Source organism: Sphingomonas glacialis (assembly GCF_006439055.1).
Lineage (GTDB): Bacteria > Pseudomonadota > Alphaproteobacteria > Sphingomonadales > Sphingomonadaceae > Sphingomonas > Sphingomonas glacialis_A.
The window spans coordinates 370,634-386,037 of record NZ_RCZC01000002.1; the positions used below are offsets into that span (position 1 = coordinate 370,634).

Consider the following 15,404-nt stretch of genomic DNA (forward strand, 5'->3'; position numbering starts at 1 on the left):
GCTGGTTACCGACCAGCAGCGAAGCCGCGGCCCTTAGCAGGGGGCGACGGCGTTTGCAAACTTAACCGCATCGCAATCCCCACCAGCGGCGCAGCGCGATCAGCGACCAGATCGCCTCGACCCCGCCGAACGGCCACGCGCCCTGAAGAAAGCCATAAGTTGAGCCGAGCACGCACGCCCCGGCAAAGCCGAGCACCCACCAGGGCGAGCGCTGCTCGAAGGCATAACAGACGAGCATCGCCGACACGGCGAACAGACCGAACCAGGTCAGCGGGTCCATTACGCCTTGGGCGGATCGGCAATCATCGCGGTAAAATTGGCTTCGGCGGCAAGTTGCCCGTCGATCGTCGCGCGGCCTGCGAACTTGCAGACGCTCGAGCGCTTCTGGACGAACTCGACTTCGAGCTTGAGCAACACGCCCGGCTCGACCGGTTTACGGAACTTCGCGCCGTCGATCGCCATGAAATAGACGAGCTTGCCCGAGCCCGCGAGCCCAAGCGATTCGACCGCGAGGATCCCGGCGGCCTGCGCCATCGCCTCGACGATCAGCACGCCCGGCATGATCGGGCGCCCGGGGAAATGCCCCTGGAAGAACTGTTCGTTGATCGTCACCGCCTTGATCGCCGTGATCGACCGGTCGAGGATCAACTCCTCGACACGGTCGACCAACAGCATCGGATACCGGTGCGGCAGCGCCGCCATGACCCGCCCGATATCGAGCGGGCCAAGCGGGCCCCTGCTTTCGCTATCGCTCATCTGGCTCAGCGGCCCGACGGCGCCTTGGTGCCGGCAGCCGGTGCTGCGCCGGTGGGCGCGCCACCAGCCTGCTGCGCCTGCGCACGGCGGACGGCCGAGAGATAGACGAGCTGCTGGAACTGCTGCTGCAGCTGCACCGTCTGCTGGCTCGGCTGCCAGTTGGCAGGCGGCGTGATCGAGACGGTCGGCGAAGCGGCGTCGAGCGCTGCCTTGATCTCGTCGGTCATGTCGACCGCCGGTGCGCTGTACTGAACCGAATTGGCCGACAGCAGCAGGCTGATCTTCTTGGCATCGACGACGGTCTTCACCGCAGCCGAATATTTCTGCGAAATCTGCTCGATCGCATAAGCCTGGGCGCGCGTTGCCGGTGCGCTGAGGCGGGCCGACTCGGCCTGTGCAGCCTTCTGTGCGGCTTCCATCTTGGCGAGGATCGGGCTGCGGGCGGTCTGTGCAGCGGCGATTTCCTCGTCCGACAGACGCTTGTCCTTGTTGGTGTCGAGCGGCGCGCCGAGCGTCGCCATCTCGGTCTGCAGCGCAGCCTGACGTGCGCTCGCCTGATCGAGCTGCGCCTTGTAGGTCGTGCTGATCGACTGGTTGGCAGCGTCGAGCGCCTTCGCGGTGAGGATCACCGTCTCGGGATCCGAGATCGCCACGCCATTGGCCTGCGCCTGTGCCGAATTCGCCATCGCGAGCGCCGGCAGAATCGCCGCGCAACCCAGCATGAGCTTCTGGTACGTCTTCATCAGAACTGTGTCCCTACGTTGAAAGTAACGAGTTTCGAATCGTCGCTCTTATCCTTGAGCAACGCATAAGCAAGATCGATCCGGAGCGGGCCGAAAGGCGAGTTCCAGTTGACGCCCGCACCGACCGAAATACGTGGCCGCGGCGAGTCGCCCCCGAAAGTCTCCTTGAACGGCGCGGTCGAGCTGGTCGAGGCCGTGTTGACCGAGGTGCCCGTGCAGGCGCCGCCGATCGTCGCGGAATAGCCGACCGCGCAGGTCGTTGCCGAACCGGCGTTGAGCGCATCGGTCGTCGGCACGACGTAGAGCGGGTTGCCGTTCGACGCGAAATTCTGCGTGATCAGCGGCAGGTAGGTCACGCGGCCAGTGACCGGATCGATCTGCGTCGGGAACTGGCTGCCCTGCAGCACCGGCGAGGTGATGCCGAACAGCGCACCCGCCTGGACGTAGATCGACGGCCGCAGACCGAGTTCGCGTGCACCCGCACCGAGCGGGATCTCGAGCTCGAGCTTGCCCAGATAATAGGCCCGACCGCCGAGCGCGTCGTCGGCGAGCAACTGCGTCCGATCGGTGACGAGCGTCTGATTGCCCGCCGCATCGGTCGTGTAGCTCTGACGCTGGACGCGCGGACCGACGCCGCGAATGTCGAAGCCGCGGAAATCGGGCTCGCCGAGGTAGAAGCGATCGGTGATGCGGACATTGTCGATGCCGACGCCACGGCTCTTCTCGAGCGACTTGATATAGCCGCCTTCAAGATTGGCCGAGGCGATGAAGCCACTGCCGATGTTGAAGAACTTCGACCCTTCGAACTTGGTGCGGATGTACTTCACATCGCCGCCGAGGCCAGCGATATCCTGGCTGAAGATGAAGCGATGCCCGGCGGTCGGCCGCAGACGGCTGTTGAGGCTGTCATAGATCAACGAATAGCCGACCGACGACGTCCAGCGATTACCGATCGCGTCGCACAGATAGCGGCCAGCCTGGAGCGGGTCGCACGCGTCGGCGGAGGAGTTGCCGCGGACGCCGTCGAAATTGCTGTCGGTATAATAGGTCGACTTGTCCAACCCGACCTGGTCGTACGACAGGCCGTAACGGCCGGCGAGCTGCCAATATTCGGTCAGCGGCACGCCCGAACGGATCTGGAAGCCGGTCGAGACCTGGGTGTAGGTCGTCTGCCGCTGGTTATCGACCGTGTAGTTGAACGCGTTGTAATCGCGCCGGAAGATGTCGCCGCCGATCGCGATGTTCTTGTTGAACAGATACGGCTCGGTGAAGCCCAGCTCGACCGACTTCGAATAGGTCGAGTAATTGACGCTGGCGCGCAATTCCTGGCCCTTGCCGCGGAAGTTGCGCTGGCGGATCGAGGCCTGGATGATGAAGCGCTCGAGGCTCGAATAGCCCGCCGACAGCGACAGCTCGCCGGTCGACTTTTCTTCGAGGTTCGCGGTCAGCACGACGCGGTCGGGCGACGAGCCCTGCGTCTGCTTGATCTCGAACTTGTCCTGGAAATACCCCAACGAGTTGATGCGGTCCTGCGAACGCTTGACCTGGAAGCTGTTGAACGCATCGCCTTCCGAGAGACGGATCTCGCGGCGGATCACCTTGTCCTGCGTCTGGGTGTTGCCGTTGATGTCGATCCGCTCGACGTACGTGCGCTTGGCTTCGGCGATGTGGAAGTTGATCCCCATCGTCAGCGTGTCCTTGTCACGCGCGTAGTCGGGGTTCACCTCGGTAAAGGCGTAGCCGAACAGACCGGCCGCTTCGCTCAGCGAGTCGATCGCGGTTTCGACCTTCTTGGCGTCGTACCAATCGCCCTTGTTGATGCCGAGGTTGGCGGCGAGCTTCTTGTTGTCGAAGTCGCGGATGTCGCTGTCGACGCTGATGTCGCCGAACTTGTAGCGCTTCCCTTCCTCCACCACGTACGTGATGATGAAGTCCTTCTTGTCGGGCGTCAGCTCGGCGACCGCCGAGGTCACCTTGAAGTCGGCATAGCCCTCGGTCAGGTAGAACTGGCGCAGCTTCTGCTGATCGTACGCCAGACGATCCTGATCGTAGCTGGTGTTCGAGCTGAGCAGCGTCGTCAGGCGCGCCTGCTTGGTCGCCATCTGCTCGCGCAGCTTGCTGTCGGAATAGACCTCGTTGCCGAGGATGTTGATCTGGCGGACCTTCGACTTCGGGCCTTCAGAAACCTCGAAGATCACATCGACGCGGTTCTGGTCGAGGCTGACCATCTTCGGCTCGACGACCGCGGCGAAGCGGCCCTGGCGGCGGTACAATTCGACGATCCGCGCGACGTCCTGACGGACCGCGGTGCGCGTGAAGATCTGGCGGGGGGCGAGTTTCACCTCCTTCTTGATCTTGTCTTCCTTGAGCCGCTTGTTGCCCTCGAAGATAACGCGGTTGATCACCGGGTTCTCGCGCACGCGCAGCACCAGGTCACCGGTATCGGCGCCGGCGATGATCACGTCGGCGAACAACTCACTCGCGTAGAGATCCTTGATCGCCTGATCGAGCGTCTCGTTGGTGAACGCCTGGCCGGTGCGCAGCTTGGTGTAGGACAGCACCGTCTCGGGCTCGAGCCGCTGCGCGCCTTCGACGCGGATCGACTTGATCACGCGCGATACGGCGGGCGCGGCGGCGACCGCTGCCGGAGGCGTGGCCTGTGCGGGAGCGGCGACGGGCTGACCCGTCGTCTGTGCCGACGCCGCAAGCGGCACGCCCGTCAGCATCGTGCCGGCGAGCAACACGGCGGTGGCCCGTGCGCCGAAATTTGAAACCTTGATCGCTGTCACATCCCACCCCAAATCGGAGAAAATTCCGCGTGGCCGATAAATCGTCGGCCCGCCCTGCCTTACCTGCGTCAACCGATCAAGCCGGTCAGCGACTTCCACAGGCCGAAAGCGCCGAGATCATTGATCGTTACCATGATCATCAGCGCTAAAATCGCTGCCAACCCGCCGCGGAACGCCCATTCCTGGATCGCGGGCGTCACGGGCCTGCGCCGGATCGCCTCGATCGCGTAAAAGAACAGGTGGCCGCCATCGAGCAACGGGACTGGCAACAAGTTGATGAATCCCAGATTAATCGACACGCCCGCGATCAGAAAGATGAGGTCGGGCCAGCCGAGCGCGAGCTGTTCGCCCGAGACCTTGGCGATCCTGAGCGGCCCGCCGAGTTCGTCGACCGAGCGGCGGCCGGTGATGATCTGGCCCAGGCCATCGAGCGTGGTGCGCAGGATCTTGCCGGTCATGGCGACCCCCTCGCCCGGCGCTTCGAGCAACCCGACAGGCTGCGCGACGGGCGCCGTAGGCGTTATGCCGAGTTGCCCCTTCTTATATTCGTTGCCGAAGCGATCGCGCTCAGTCGCCGTACCGAGAACGGCTTCGCGCTCGACCTTCGTCTCGCCATGAAGGAAATCGACCGCCACACGCTCGCCCGGCCGAAGCACGGCGAATTGCGCGACGTCGTTGAAGGTCGCAATCGACCGACCGCCGAGCCCAATGATCCGGTCGCCGCTCTGCAAGCCGATCGCCGCCGCAGCGCTCCCCGGGCTTACGGTGCCGACGATCGACGGCGTCCGATCGACCCCGAAAGTCATCGCAAAACCCGCCAGGATGACGATCGCGACGATGAAATTGGTCACTGGCCCTGCCGCCACGACGATCGCGCGCTGCCACACCGGGCGCGCCTGCAGCGTTCGCGCGCGCTCCTCGGCCGGCAGTTCGAGCCATGCCGGATCGGGGGCGCTTGCCGCGTTGAGATCGCCCGCAAACTTCACATAGCCGCCGAGCGGCAGCGCACTGAACTTCCACCGCGTCCCGCGCCGGTCGGTCCAGCCGAACAGTTCATGGCCAAAGCCGATCGAAAAGGCATCGATCTTCACGCCGAACACACGTCCGGCGAGATAATGTCCCAATTCGTGCAGGAAAACGAGCGGCCCGATGACGAGCGCGAAAGCCAGGATGGTAAGCAACAGACCTGGGGAGTGGCTCAAACCGAGATATCCTTCACGTTCGCCCCTCTCGCAACCCCGCTACGCGACCCAACATAACCGCGCGCGACGGTACGCGCCTCGGCATCGACCACCAGCACGTCTTCCAACGTCGCCGGCGCGGCCGGATCGTAGCCCTCGAGCGTATCGGCGACGATTGCGGCAATTTCGAGGAAGCCGATCTCGCGGTTGAGAAAAGCCGCGACCGCGATCTCGTTGGCGGCGTTGAGGATCGCCGGCCGCGCGCCACCCGCGTTGAGCGCGTCGCGTGTCAGACGGAGTGCCGGAAAGCGCACGGGATCGGGCGCCGTGAAGTCGAGCCGACCGATCGCCACTAGGTCGAGCGGCGCCATCGGCGTCGCCATCCGGTCGGGCCAGGCAAGGCACGAGGCGATCGGAACGCGCATGTCGGGCGGTCCCATCTGCGCGAGCACCGAACCGTCGACATAATCGACCAGCGAATGGATCACCGATTGCGGGTGGATCACGATCTCGATCGAATCGTGCGGGACCGGGAACAGCCGCGCCGCCTCGATCAGCTCGAGCCCCTTGTTGAACAAGGTCGCCGAATCGACCGAGATCTTCGCGCCCATCGACCAATTCGGGTGCGCGACCGCCTGTTCGGGCGTGACGCTGCGCATCTGCTCGGTCGACCATTCGCGGAACGGGCCGCCGCTGCAGGTCAGGATGATCCGCCGGACACGCTCGGGGCGTGCCGCGTCGAAGCATTGGAAGATCGCATTATGTTCGGAATCGGCGGGGAGCAGCGTCGCGCCCGAGCGCGCCGCCGCGGCAAGCACGACTTCGCCCGCCGACACCAAGGGCTCCTTATTGGCGAGGATCACGGTCTTGCCGCCCGCAATCGCCGCCATCACGGGCTCGAGCCCGGTGCAACCGACGATCGCGCCCATCGTAATATCGGCACCCATCGCCGCGGCTTCGATGATCGCGGCGCGTCCGCCGGCGCAGCCGATAGTGGTTCCGGCCAGCGCTGCGCGCAGCTCGGGGAGGCAGCTTTCGTCAGCGACGACCGCGAGCTTGGCGTTGGTGCGGATCGCCGCCGCGGCGAGCCGCGCGACATCGCAATTCGCCGTCAGCGCGAGCACTGCGAACCGATCGGGCTCGCGCTCGACCAGATCGAGCGTCGACGTACCGATCGAGCCGGTCGCGCCAAGAATCGTAATCGTCTTCACCACCAATACACTTTCGGTAACAGGATCAGCAGCGCCGCGACGGGGGCGACCGGCACCAGCCCGTCGAGCCGATCGAGCACGCCGCCATGCCCTGGCAACAGCGTGCCGCTGTCCTTGACGCCAGCCTGTCGCTTGAGCCAGCTTTCATAGAGATCGCCCGCTTGCGCAAGCACCGCAAGAAACGGCGTCGCCAGCGTCAGGCGGAGCGGAAGGCCATAGTGCAGGTGCATCGCTGCGGCAAATAGGCTCGCTGTCGCCACGCCGCCGGCAAGGCCCGCCCAGGTCTTGTTAGGGCTGATCGCGGGTGCAAGCTTGGGGCCGCCAATCAGGCGGCCAGCGGCATAGGCGCCGATGTCGCACGCCCAGACCAACGCCAGCGCCCAGAGCGTGAGCACCACGCCCTCGTGCTGATGCCGGATGAGCAGCAGCGCCATGATCGGCAGCCCGACATAGAGAATGCCGCGCGCGAGGCCGGGAAGTCGCGTGACGATCACGACGAAGAACGCCGCGCCGACCAGCAGGCCCAGCGACAAGAACCCCGCCCCTGCCCCGACCACCGGCATCATGATCGCGAGCGGCACCGACAGCGCATATTGCGCGAGCCGCCTGGTCTGCGGCCGCACGCCGTGCAGATCGGACCATTCGGCCATCATGAACAGGCCGAGCACCACGCACAGCAGCCAGAACGGAATACCACCGAGCACGACTCCGGCCATCGCGACCGTTATCAGCACCACGCCGGACAAGATCCGAAGCGTAAGATTCGACGGACCGGCCGCCTTGGGCGCAGCCGTCACAGGCCGCCGAACCGCCGCTGCCGCTGGCCGAAGGTCGCGATCGCATTGGCGAGCGTCTCGGCGTCGAATTCGGGCCAGAGCGTGTCGACGAAGAGCAATTCGGCATAAGCCGCCTGCCACAGCAGGAAATTCGACAGCCGGACTTCGCCCGAGCTGCGGATCAGCAGGTCGAGCGGCGGGAGGTCGCGCGTCTCGAGCTCGTCTTCGAACATCGCCGCGTCGATCGACGCGGGATCGAGCGTACCCGCGCGCGCGCGCTCGGCCATCCGCCGCGCGACATCGACGATCTCGGCCTGCGCGCCATAATTGAGCGCGATCACCAGCATCGGGCCCGTGTTGACCGCGGTGCGCGCGATCGCGCCGTCGATCAGCTCGACGAGATCGGACGTGAAGCGGCGATAGTCGCCGATGATGCGCAAGCGCACGTTGTCGCGCACCATCTCGTCGAGATCGCTTTTGATGAAGACGCGCAGCAGACCCATCAGGTCGCTGACCTCCTCCTCGGGACGCCGCCAATTCTCGCTCGAAAAGGCGTAGAGCGTCAGCGCCTCGATTCCCATCGCGCGCGCGGCGCGCGCGACGCGGCGCAAAGCCTCGACCCCGGCGCGATGCCCGGCTAGCCGCGGCAAATGCCGCTTCTTGGCCCAGCGGCCATTGCCGTCCATGATGATCGCGACGTGGCGCGGGAGCACCCCGGCCACGGTCGCAGGATCGGCAGCCCGGGCGGCGAACGGCCTCACTTGCCCAGGATTTCCTTTTCCTTGGCGGAGGCCGCGGCATCGATGTCGGCGATCGTCTTGTCGGTCAGCTTCTGGACTTCGGTCTCGAGCTTCTTGCGATCGTCCTCGCCGAACAGGCCCTTCTTCTCGTCGACCTTGAGCGAATCCATCCCGTCGCGACGCACGTTGCGCGCGGCGATGCGTGCGTCTTCGGCGTACTTGCCGGCGAGCTTGGCGAGTTCCTTGCGGCGCTCCTCGGTCAGATCCGGGATCGGCAGGCGCAGCGTGGTGCCGTCGACGATCGGGTTGAGGCCGAGCCCGGCCGAGCGAATCGCCTTGTCGCAGGGGCCGACGTTCATCTTGTCCCACACCTGGACCGAGATCATCCGCGGCTCGGGGACCGAGACGGTCGCGACCTGGTTGAGCGGCATCTGCGCGCCATATACTTCGACCGTCACCGGATCGAGCAGCGAGGTCGAGGCGCGACCGGTGCGCAGGCCGCTGAGATCGCCCTTGAGCGATTCGACGCTGCCGGCCATGCGGCGTTCCAGATCAGCCTTGTCGTAAGCGGCCATGGATCAGTCTCCCTTGATATGCTGGACGATCGTCGAGACGCCTTCACCGCGCAGCACCGCGGCGAGATTGCCGGACTGACGGATGTTGAAGACGACGATCGGGATATTGTTGTCACGGCACAGGGCGATCGCACTCGCGTCCATGACCTTGAGGTCCTGCGCGAGCACGGTGCCGTAGCTGACGGTGTCGTAGCGCTTGGCGGTGGGCACGAGCTTCGGGTCAGCGTCATAGACGCCGTCGACCGAAGTGCCCTTGAACAAGGCGTCGCACTTCATTTCCGCAGCGCGCAGGGCGGCGCCGCTGTCGGTGGTGAAGAACGGGCTGCCGACGCCGGCCGCGAAGATCACGATCCGCCCCTTTTCGAGGTGACGCTCGGCGCGGCGGCGGATGAAGGGTTCGCACACCGACGACATCGGGATGGCGGACTGGACGCGGGTCTCGACGCCGATCTGCTCGAGCGCGTTCTGCACCGCGAGCGCGTTCATCACCGTCGCGAGCATGCCCATGTAGTCGCCGGTCGCGCGGTCCATGCCGCGTGCAGCACCGGAGATGCCGCGGAAGATGTTGCCGCCGCCGACGACGACGCAGAGCTCATAGCCCTGATGCTTCACGTCGGCGATTTCCGCCGCGACGCGCGCGATGACATCGGGGTCGATCGACAGGCCGCCCGAGCCCATCAGGACTTCGCCCGATAATTTCAACAAGATGCGTTTGTGGGCGATCGTCACGGGAATCCAGACTGCAATGGGCTTGATCCGCCGGTGGGCGGTGCGGCGCGGACCTTATCGGCGACGCCGGGCGATTGGAAGCGCGGAAACCGTGCAGAGTGCTCGGGTCGGCGCGGATGTGGATGTGCCCCCGCTTCCGTCACCCTCGCGAAAGCGAGGGTCCCGCTTCTTCTTCTCGGCCCGGGCCAGGCAGCGGGATCCCCGCTTTCGCGGGGATGACAGGTTTCCGACACGACAAGGGCCGCACCATCCGGCGCGGCCCCTGCCCTTTATCGCCTCGCCCTGAGGCGAAGCCGAATCGCTTAAGCGGCCGGCTGCTGCGGGACGCCCGAAGCGGCAGCGACTTCGGCTGCGAAGTCGCTCGACTCCTTCTCGATGCCTTCGCCGAGCTGGAAACGGACATAGTCCTTGAGCTCGATCGGCTTGCCGGCTGCCTTGGCAGCGTTGGCGACGACGTCCGAGATCTTGGTCTTGCCGTCCATCACCAGCAGCTGGCTGACGAGCGCGTTTTCCTTGCAGTACTTCGCGATCGCACCGTCGACCATCTTGGCAACGATCTCGGCGGGCTTGCCGCTTTCCGACGCCTTCTCGGTCGCGATCGCGCGCTCGCGGGCGACGATCTCGGGGTCGAGGCCGTCCTCGTTGAGCGCGAGCGGGAAGGCCGCTGCGATGTGCATCGCGATCTGCTTGCCGAGCGGAAGGAGCACGTCCTCACCGGCTTCGCTCTCGAGCGCGACAAGCACGCCGATCTTGCCGAGGCCGGGGGCCGCTGCGTTGTGGATGTACGGAACAACCGCGCCAGCGGTCACCTCGAGGCGCTTGGCGCGACGCAGGTTCTGGTTCTCGCCGATCGTCGCGATGTTGCTGGTCAGCGTCTCTTCGACGGTCTTCTCGCCGATCGAGGCCTTCTTGATCATCTCGATATCGTCGCCGAGCGCGAGGGCTACCGCGGTGACGTCACGGACGAAGGTCTGGAACTGGTCGTTCTTCGCGACGAAATCGGTCTCGGAATTGACTTCGACCGCAGCACCGGTGGTGCCGTTGACTTCGACGCCGATCAGGCCCTCTGCCGCGGTGCGGCTCGACTTCTTGGCAGCGGCAGCGAGGCCCTTGGCGCGCAGCCAATCCATCGCAGCCGTCATGTCGCCAGCCGCTTCGGTCAGCGCCTTCTTGCAGTCCATCATGCCCGCGCCGCTCTTTTCGCGCAGGTCCTTAACCGCTGCTGCAGTGATCTCGGCCATGTGAAAATCCTCATTGTCTGTAGATACGAATATAGGCGGAGCGGGGCCGAAGCCCTACCCCGCCCATAGGTCAGTTCGGTGACGCTTACGCGTCGATCTGGCGCTCGGCCTCGGCGACCATTTCGGCCTGCAGGGCAGCGTCCGATGCCGGCGTGATATCGGCGGCCGGAGCCTCCGGTGCCACGGTCAGCGCTTCCTCGGCGGGCGGCGCTTCCATCGAACCGATGTCCTGACGGCGCGACATCTGCTCGTTGCCACCGCGCGTCGCGGCGATCGCGATCGCTTCGCAATACAGGCGGATCGCACGGCTGGCGTCATCGTTCGCCGGAACCGGGAAGGCGATGCCGTCGGGCGAGACGTTCGAATCGAGGATCGCGACGACGGGGATGCCGAGCGTGTTGGCTTCCTTGATCGCCAGCTCTTCCTTGTTCGCGTCGATCACGAACATCACGTCGGGAATGCCGCCCATGTCGCGGATGCCGCCGAGGCTGAGCTCGAGCTTGTCGCGCTCGCGCGTCAGCTGAAGGACTTCCTTCTTGGTGAGACCGACGGTGTCGCCCGAGAGCTGCTCTTCGAGCGTCTTGAGGCGCTTGATCGAACCCGAGATGGTCTTCCAGTTGGTGAGCATGCCGCCCAGCCAGCGATGGTTGACGAAATGCTGGCCCGAACGGCGAGCTGCGTCAGCGACGGGCTCCTGCGCCTGACGCTTGGTGCCGACGAACAGGACCTTGCCGCCAGCGGCGGTCGATGCCGAGACGAACTCGAGCGCGCGCGCGAAGAGCGGAACGGTCTGCGAGAGATCGAGGATGTGGACGCCGTTGCGGTCGCCAAAGATGTAAGGCTTCATCTTCGGGTTCCAGCGATGCGTCTGGTGGCCGAAGTGCGCGCCCGTTTCGAGCAATTGCTGCATGGAGACGACTGGTGCCGCCATAAGATAGTTCCTTTCCGGTTGTGCCTCTGGGAAGCGAGTAATCCGTTGATCCTGGGTGAAACCCCGGACGGGCACCGGCAATATGTGCTTCCCATGCGGTGTGAAGGCGGCCCCGTTAGCCGAGCTTGCCCCAACAATCAAGCCGGAACAGCGCTTGACACAAGGAACGTAAACGGAACATACCATGTTCGAGAGCGGAACGGGGAACCTGAACGCCTTAAGGATGTTGCGACTTTGTGACGCTGCACCGTGATAGACGGAGATGAACGATGGCTGTTGTCGGTTTCCTGGTTTTCGCAAGCGCGTTCGCGGCAAGCGTCGCTGTGTTCTGGTTTACGCTTGCCCCGGCGCTGCCGCGGATTGTCGCGTTGCTCCGCGATGGTGTCGACCCGATGGCGGCGCGCACGCCGGCATGGATCGTCAGTGAGCCCCGTCTTCGGGCGCGGGTGCGGACGGTGTCTGCGGTAGCCCGCCCGAAGCTGCGCGCTGCCGCTTGATCCGCGCATAGGCGGCGATGCTGAACGGCACCGTCGCCAGATACGCGGCGCACAGGAAGGTCAGCGTGTGCCATGGCGCGGAGATCAGCGCCGCGCCAAGCAACACGACGACCGCGATCGCCTCGAAGCGGATATTGGTGCGCAGCTTGAGCGACGACCAACTGAAGGTCGCAACGCTCGACACCATCAGGATCGCCATCAAGGCGACCCACGGCCCGACGATCAGCGGCGAGCGCCACAGCTCGAGCCCGGTCCAGAACCAGAGATAGAGCGGCAACATCGCGAGCCCTGCACCGACCGGTGCTGGAGCACCGGTCAAATACCCAGCCGATTTGTGGGGTTGCTCGGCGACATCTATCCCGGCGTTGAAGCGCGCCAACCGTAACGCGCAGAAGACCGCGAACACCAGGGCGACGAGCCAGCCGAAGCGCGGCACTTCCTTGAGCGACCAGAGATAGAGGATCAGCGCCGGCGAGACGCCGAACGAGATCGCATCCGACAGCGAATCGAGCTCGGCGCCAAAGCGGCTCTCGCCGCGCACCATGCGCGCGATCCGGCCATCGATGCCGTCGAGCACGCTGGCGATCATCACCATCAGAACTGCGGTTTCCCACTGTTCGGCGATCGCGAATCGAATTCCGGTAAGCCCGGAGCACAAGGCCAGTGCGGTGACGGCGTTGGGCGCCACGGCACGCAGCGGCAGGCCGCGCGCGGCAGTCCTACGCAGGGGCGTGGTCATGCGATTGCGCTCGGCAGAATGCTCTGAACCGACCAGGGATCGGCGGCGGATCCGCTCGCCCGTTTGGGCTGGGTTTGTCGAAGCGGCGCACCGAGCTTGGGCGCACTTCTGCCCGCGCGGCGCAGCGCTTCGAGAGCTTCAGCGCGAACAGTGCAGAGGATATGCGAGCCGAACGACGAGGACGATCGCAGCCTCACTGCGCGATCCCGCTCGCAACAGTGCCGCCGACGCGCCCGAGAATCGTCTCGCCCGCAACGCTGCGCTGGCCGAGCACGACCTGGCAGGCGCAATCGTCGGGCAGGAAGACGTCGAGCCGGCTGCCAAAACGAATCAGCCCGATCCGCTGGCCCGCGGCGATCATGTCGCCCGGCTTGACGAACGGCACGATCCGCCGCGCTAGCAGACCGGCGATCTGCGTGAAACCGATCCGCCGGCCATCGCGTCCTTCGACCACGATATGCTGGCGCTCATTGTCCTCGCTCGCTTTGTCGAGCTCGGCATTCACGAACTTGCCCGAGATATAGACGACCTGCTTGACCGTGCCCGCGATCGGCGTGCGGTTGATGTGGACGTCGAACACCGACATGAACACCGATACGCGGATCAGCGGCGCATCGCCCAGGCCATTGGGGCCAGCGAGCTCGCGCGGAACGGGGACGCGCTGGATCATCGAGACGAGGCCGTCTGCGGGAGAGATGATCAGTCCCTCGCCGACCGGCGTCACGCGCACCGGATCGCGGAAGAACAAGGCGACCCACAGCGTCACGCCGATCAGCGGCCAGGTGAGGATCGGCACGAACACCCACGCCAGCAGAACGATCGCCGCGGCGATCGCGACATATTTGCGGCCCTCGGGATGCAGATCGGGTACGCGCCATTTAACGGCTTCGGCGGGTACGGCGGGCTTGTCGGCTGGTATCATGCGGCAATCTCTACCCCAGCCCTCACGCTGCGACAATCGACAACCCACCCGACAACCCGCCCGACAACCCGGGGCGTCGCGCCGCCGCTAGGGTGCCGCAGCGGCCAACCGGGTTGATCACCGCGCGCCTTGCTCCTAGACGCTCCCCAAACCTCCCTTCAAGAAAGAGCGGAAATGGCCAAGATCAAGGTAAAAACGCCCGTCGTGGAAATCGATGGCGACGAGATGACGCGGATCATCTGGCAGTGGATTCGCGAGCGCCTGATCCTCCCCTATCTCGACATCGATCTCGAATATTACGACCTCGGCATGATGAGCCGCGACGGCACCGACGACAAGATCACCGTCGACAGCGCCAAGGCGATCCAGAAGTACGGCGTCGGCGTGAAGTGCGCGACGATCACCCCCGACGAGCAGCGCGTCGAGGAATTCGGCCTCAAGAAGATGTGGAAGTCGCCCAACGGCACGATCCGCAACATCCTCGGCGGCACGATCTTCCGCGAGCCGATCGTGATCAAGAACGTCCCCCGCCTGATCCCGGGCTGGACGCACCCGATCGTCGTCGGCCGCCATGCGTTCGGCGATCAGTACAAGGCGACCGATTTCCTCGTCCCGGGCCCCGGCAAGCTGCGCCTCGTGTTCGATGGCGAGGATGGCACCGTCATCGACCAGGAAGTGTTCCAGTTCCCGACCTCGGGCGTCGCGCTGGCGATGTACAACCTCGACGATTCGATCCGCGATTTCGCGCGCGCCTCGATGCACTATGGCCTCAACCTCAAGTGGCCGGTGTACCTGTCGACCAAGAACACGATCCTCAAGGCCTATGACGGCCGCTTCAAGGACCTGTTCGCCGAAGTGTTCGAGAGCGAGTTCAAGGACAAGTTCAAGGAAGCCGGCATCGTCTACGAGCATCGCCTGATCGACGACATGGTCGCATCGGCGCTCAAGTGGCACGGCGAATTCGTCTGGGCGTGCAAGAACTATGACGGCGACGTGCAGTCGGACCAGGTCGCTCAAGGGTTCGGCTCGCTCGGCCTGATGACCTCGGTGCTGCTGACCCCGGACGGCAAGACGGTCGAGGCGGAAGCCGCGCACGGCACCGTGACGCGCCACTTCCGCCAGCACGAGCAGGGCAAGGCGACCTCGACCAACCCGATCGCGTCGATCTTCGCCTGGACCGGCGGCCTCAAGTATCGCGGCAAGTTCGACGGTACGCCTGAGGTGACCAAGTTCGCCGAGACGCTCGAGCGCGTCTGCATCAAGACGGTCGAGGACGGTCACATGACCAAGGATCTCGCGCTGCTGATCGGCCCGGAACAGCCGTGGATGACGACCGAGCAGTTCTTCGAGCAGGTCCGCGTCAATCTCGAAGCCAAGATGGGCGAGATCACGGGCTGATCCTGCCCTTCCTGCCAAAGCGGGCATCCAGGGTTGCGAGCGGAGCGCTTACAACCCTGGGCGCCTGCCTTTGCGAGAATTCCCTTTTTCGGCGCTGCAATCAGCGGAGAGCTTTTCGGCCGTCAACAATGCCACTGACCCAAGCGGTTGGGCCGCATCTCCGCTTCAAGCATACG

General features: G+C 65.0%; 15 protein-coding genes. 1 reads left to right on the top strand and 14 read right to left on the bottom strand.

Going from position 1 to position 15,404, the window contains the following annotated elements; all coding sequences use genetic code 11:
- Positions 1-61: 61 nt before the first annotated feature.
- The 14 genes from EAH76_RS05510 to EAH76_RS05575 all read right to left on the bottom strand — a co-directional run bounded on the left by EAH76_RS05510 (position 62) and on the right by EAH76_RS05575 (position 13,830).
- Positions 62-280 (bottom strand): hypothetical protein, encoded by a 219-nt coding sequence (locus tag EAH76_RS05510; RefSeq protein ID WP_140848987.1) that lies wholly within the window; start codon positions 278-280, stop codon positions 62-64.
- The gene (gene fabZ, locus EAH76_RS05515) at positions 280-756 is read right to left on the bottom strand and encodes a 3-hydroxyacyl-ACP dehydratase FabZ (RefSeq protein ID WP_133188489.1); all 477 of its coding nucleotides are present in this window, start codon (positions 754-756) and stop codon (positions 280-282) included. Before fabZ ends, EAH76_RS05510 begins: the two co-directional genes overlap by 1 nt.
- Positions 757-761: 5 nt before the next feature.
- On the bottom strand, positions 762-1,499 hold the full coding sequence (locus tag EAH76_RS05520) for an OmpH family outer membrane protein (protein ID WP_140848989.1): 738 nt from the start codon (positions 1,497-1,499) through the stop codon (positions 762-764).
- Positions 1,499-4,288, bottom strand: coding sequence for an outer membrane protein assembly factor BamA (gene bamA, locus EAH76_RS05525; RefSeq protein WP_194150940.1), 2,790 nt, complete (start codon positions 4,286-4,288; stop codon positions 1,499-1,501). The genes EAH76_RS05520 and bamA overlap by 1 nt, the downstream gene beginning before the upstream one ends.
- Positions 4,289-4,356: 68 nt before the next feature.
- Entirely contained in the window at positions 4,357-5,490 is a 1,134-nt protein-coding gene (locus EAH76_RS05530; RefSeq protein ID WP_140848991.1) for a M50 family metallopeptidase, read from the bottom strand.
- Positions 5,487-6,680, bottom strand: coding sequence for a 1-deoxy-D-xylulose-5-phosphate reductoisomerase (locus EAH76_RS05535; protein WP_140850378.1), 1,194 nt, complete (start codon positions 6,678-6,680; stop codon positions 5,487-5,489). Before EAH76_RS05535 ends, EAH76_RS05530 begins: the two co-directional genes overlap by 4 nt.
- Positions 6,677-7,477 carry a phosphatidate cytidylyltransferase gene (locus EAH76_RS05540; protein ID WP_140848993.1) on the bottom strand — a complete coding sequence of 267 codons (801 nt, stop codon included), beginning with the start codon at positions 7,475-7,477 and terminating at the stop codon, positions 6,677-6,679. The genes EAH76_RS05535 and EAH76_RS05540 overlap by 4 nt, the downstream gene beginning before the upstream one ends.
- On the bottom strand, positions 7,474-8,178 hold the full coding sequence (locus tag EAH76_RS05545; RefSeq protein WP_140848995.1) for an isoprenyl transferase: 705 nt from the start codon (positions 8,176-8,178) through the stop codon (positions 7,474-7,476). Before EAH76_RS05545 ends, EAH76_RS05540 begins: the two co-directional genes overlap by 4 nt.
- Positions 8,179-8,213: 35 nt before the next feature.
- Positions 8,214-8,771, bottom strand: coding sequence for a ribosome recycling factor (gene frr, locus EAH76_RS05550; RefSeq protein ID WP_133188501.1), 558 nt, complete (start codon positions 8,769-8,771; stop codon positions 8,214-8,216).
- A 3-nt stretch (positions 8,772-8,774) separates the two neighbouring features.
- A complete protein-coding gene (gene pyrH, locus EAH76_RS05555) occupies positions 8,775-9,449 on the bottom strand; it encodes a UMP kinase (protein ID WP_241659654.1) in 675 nt (224 codons plus the stop codon).
- A gap of 353 nt (positions 9,450-9,802) precedes the next feature.
- Positions 9,803-10,741, bottom strand: coding sequence for a translation elongation factor Ts (gene tsf / locus EAH76_RS05560; RefSeq protein WP_140848999.1), 939 nt, complete (start codon positions 10,739-10,741; stop codon positions 9,803-9,805).
- A gap of 85 nt (positions 10,742-10,826) precedes the next feature.
- A complete protein-coding gene (gene rpsB / locus EAH76_RS05565) occupies positions 10,827-11,672 on the bottom strand; it encodes a 30S ribosomal protein S2 (RefSeq protein ID WP_140849001.1) in 846 nt (281 codons plus the stop codon).
- Positions 11,673-12,092: 420 nt separating this feature from the next.
- On the bottom strand, positions 12,093-12,908 hold the full coding sequence (locus EAH76_RS05570; RefSeq protein WP_140849003.1) for a CDP-alcohol phosphatidyltransferase family protein: 816 nt from the start codon (positions 12,906-12,908) through the stop codon (positions 12,093-12,095).
- 193 nt (positions 12,909-13,101) lie between these two features.
- Positions 13,102-13,830: a phosphatidylserine decarboxylase gene (locus tag EAH76_RS05575; RefSeq protein WP_140849005.1), complete on the bottom strand. Its 729-nt coding sequence runs from the start codon at positions 13,828-13,830 to the stop codon at positions 13,102-13,104.
- 174 nt (positions 13,831-14,004) lie between these two features.
- Here EAH76_RS05575 and EAH76_RS05580 point away from each other — a divergent pair, with 174 nt between their 5' ends.
- A complete protein-coding gene (locus EAH76_RS05580) occupies positions 14,005-15,228 on the top strand; it encodes an NADP-dependent isocitrate dehydrogenase (RefSeq protein ID WP_140849007.1) in 1,224 nt (407 codons plus the stop codon).
- The last annotated feature ends 176 nt before the right edge of the window (positions 15,229-15,404 follow it).

What these genes read in the sequence shown, in the direction of transcription:
- EAH76_RS05510 (WP_140848987.1), bottom strand. Translation starts at nt 280, where the DNA reads ATGGACCCGCTGACCTGGTTCGGTCTGTTCGCCGTGTCGGCGATGCTC.
- EAH76_RS05570 (WP_140849003.1), bottom strand. Translation starts at nt 12,908, where the DNA reads ATGACCACGCCCCTGCGTAGGACTGCCGCGCGCGGCCTGCCGCTGCGT.
- EAH76_RS05580 (WP_140849007.1), top strand. Translation starts at nt 14,005, where the DNA reads ATGGCCAAGATCAAGGTAAAAACGCCCGTCGTGGAAATCGATGGCGAC.
- fabZ (WP_133188489.1), bottom strand. Translation starts at nt 756, where the DNA reads ATGAGCGATAGCGAAAGCAGGGGCCCGCTTGGCCCGCTCGATATCGGG.
- rpsB (WP_140849001.1), bottom strand. Translation starts at nt 11,672, where the DNA reads ATGGCGGCACCAGTCGTCTCCATGCAGCAATTGCTCGAAACGGGCGCG.
- EAH76_RS05575 (WP_140849005.1), bottom strand. Translation starts at nt 13,830, where the DNA reads ATGATACCAGCCGACAAGCCCGCCGTACCCGCCGAAGCCGTTAAATGG.
- frr (WP_133188501.1), bottom strand. Translation starts at nt 8,771, where the DNA reads ATGGCCGCTTACGACAAGGCTGATCTGGAACGCCGCATGGCCGGCAGC.
- pyrH (WP_241659654.1), bottom strand. Translation starts at nt 9,449, where the DNA reads ATGGGCTCGGGCGGCCTGTCGATCGACCCCGATGTCATCGCGCGCGTC.
- EAH76_RS05520 (WP_140848989.1), bottom strand. Translation starts at nt 1,499, where the DNA reads ATGAAGACGTACCAGAAGCTCATGCTGGGTTGCGCGGCGATTCTGCCG.
- tsf (WP_140848999.1), bottom strand. Translation starts at nt 10,741, where the DNA reads ATGGCCGAGATCACTGCAGCAGCGGTTAAGGACCTGCGCGAAAAGAGC.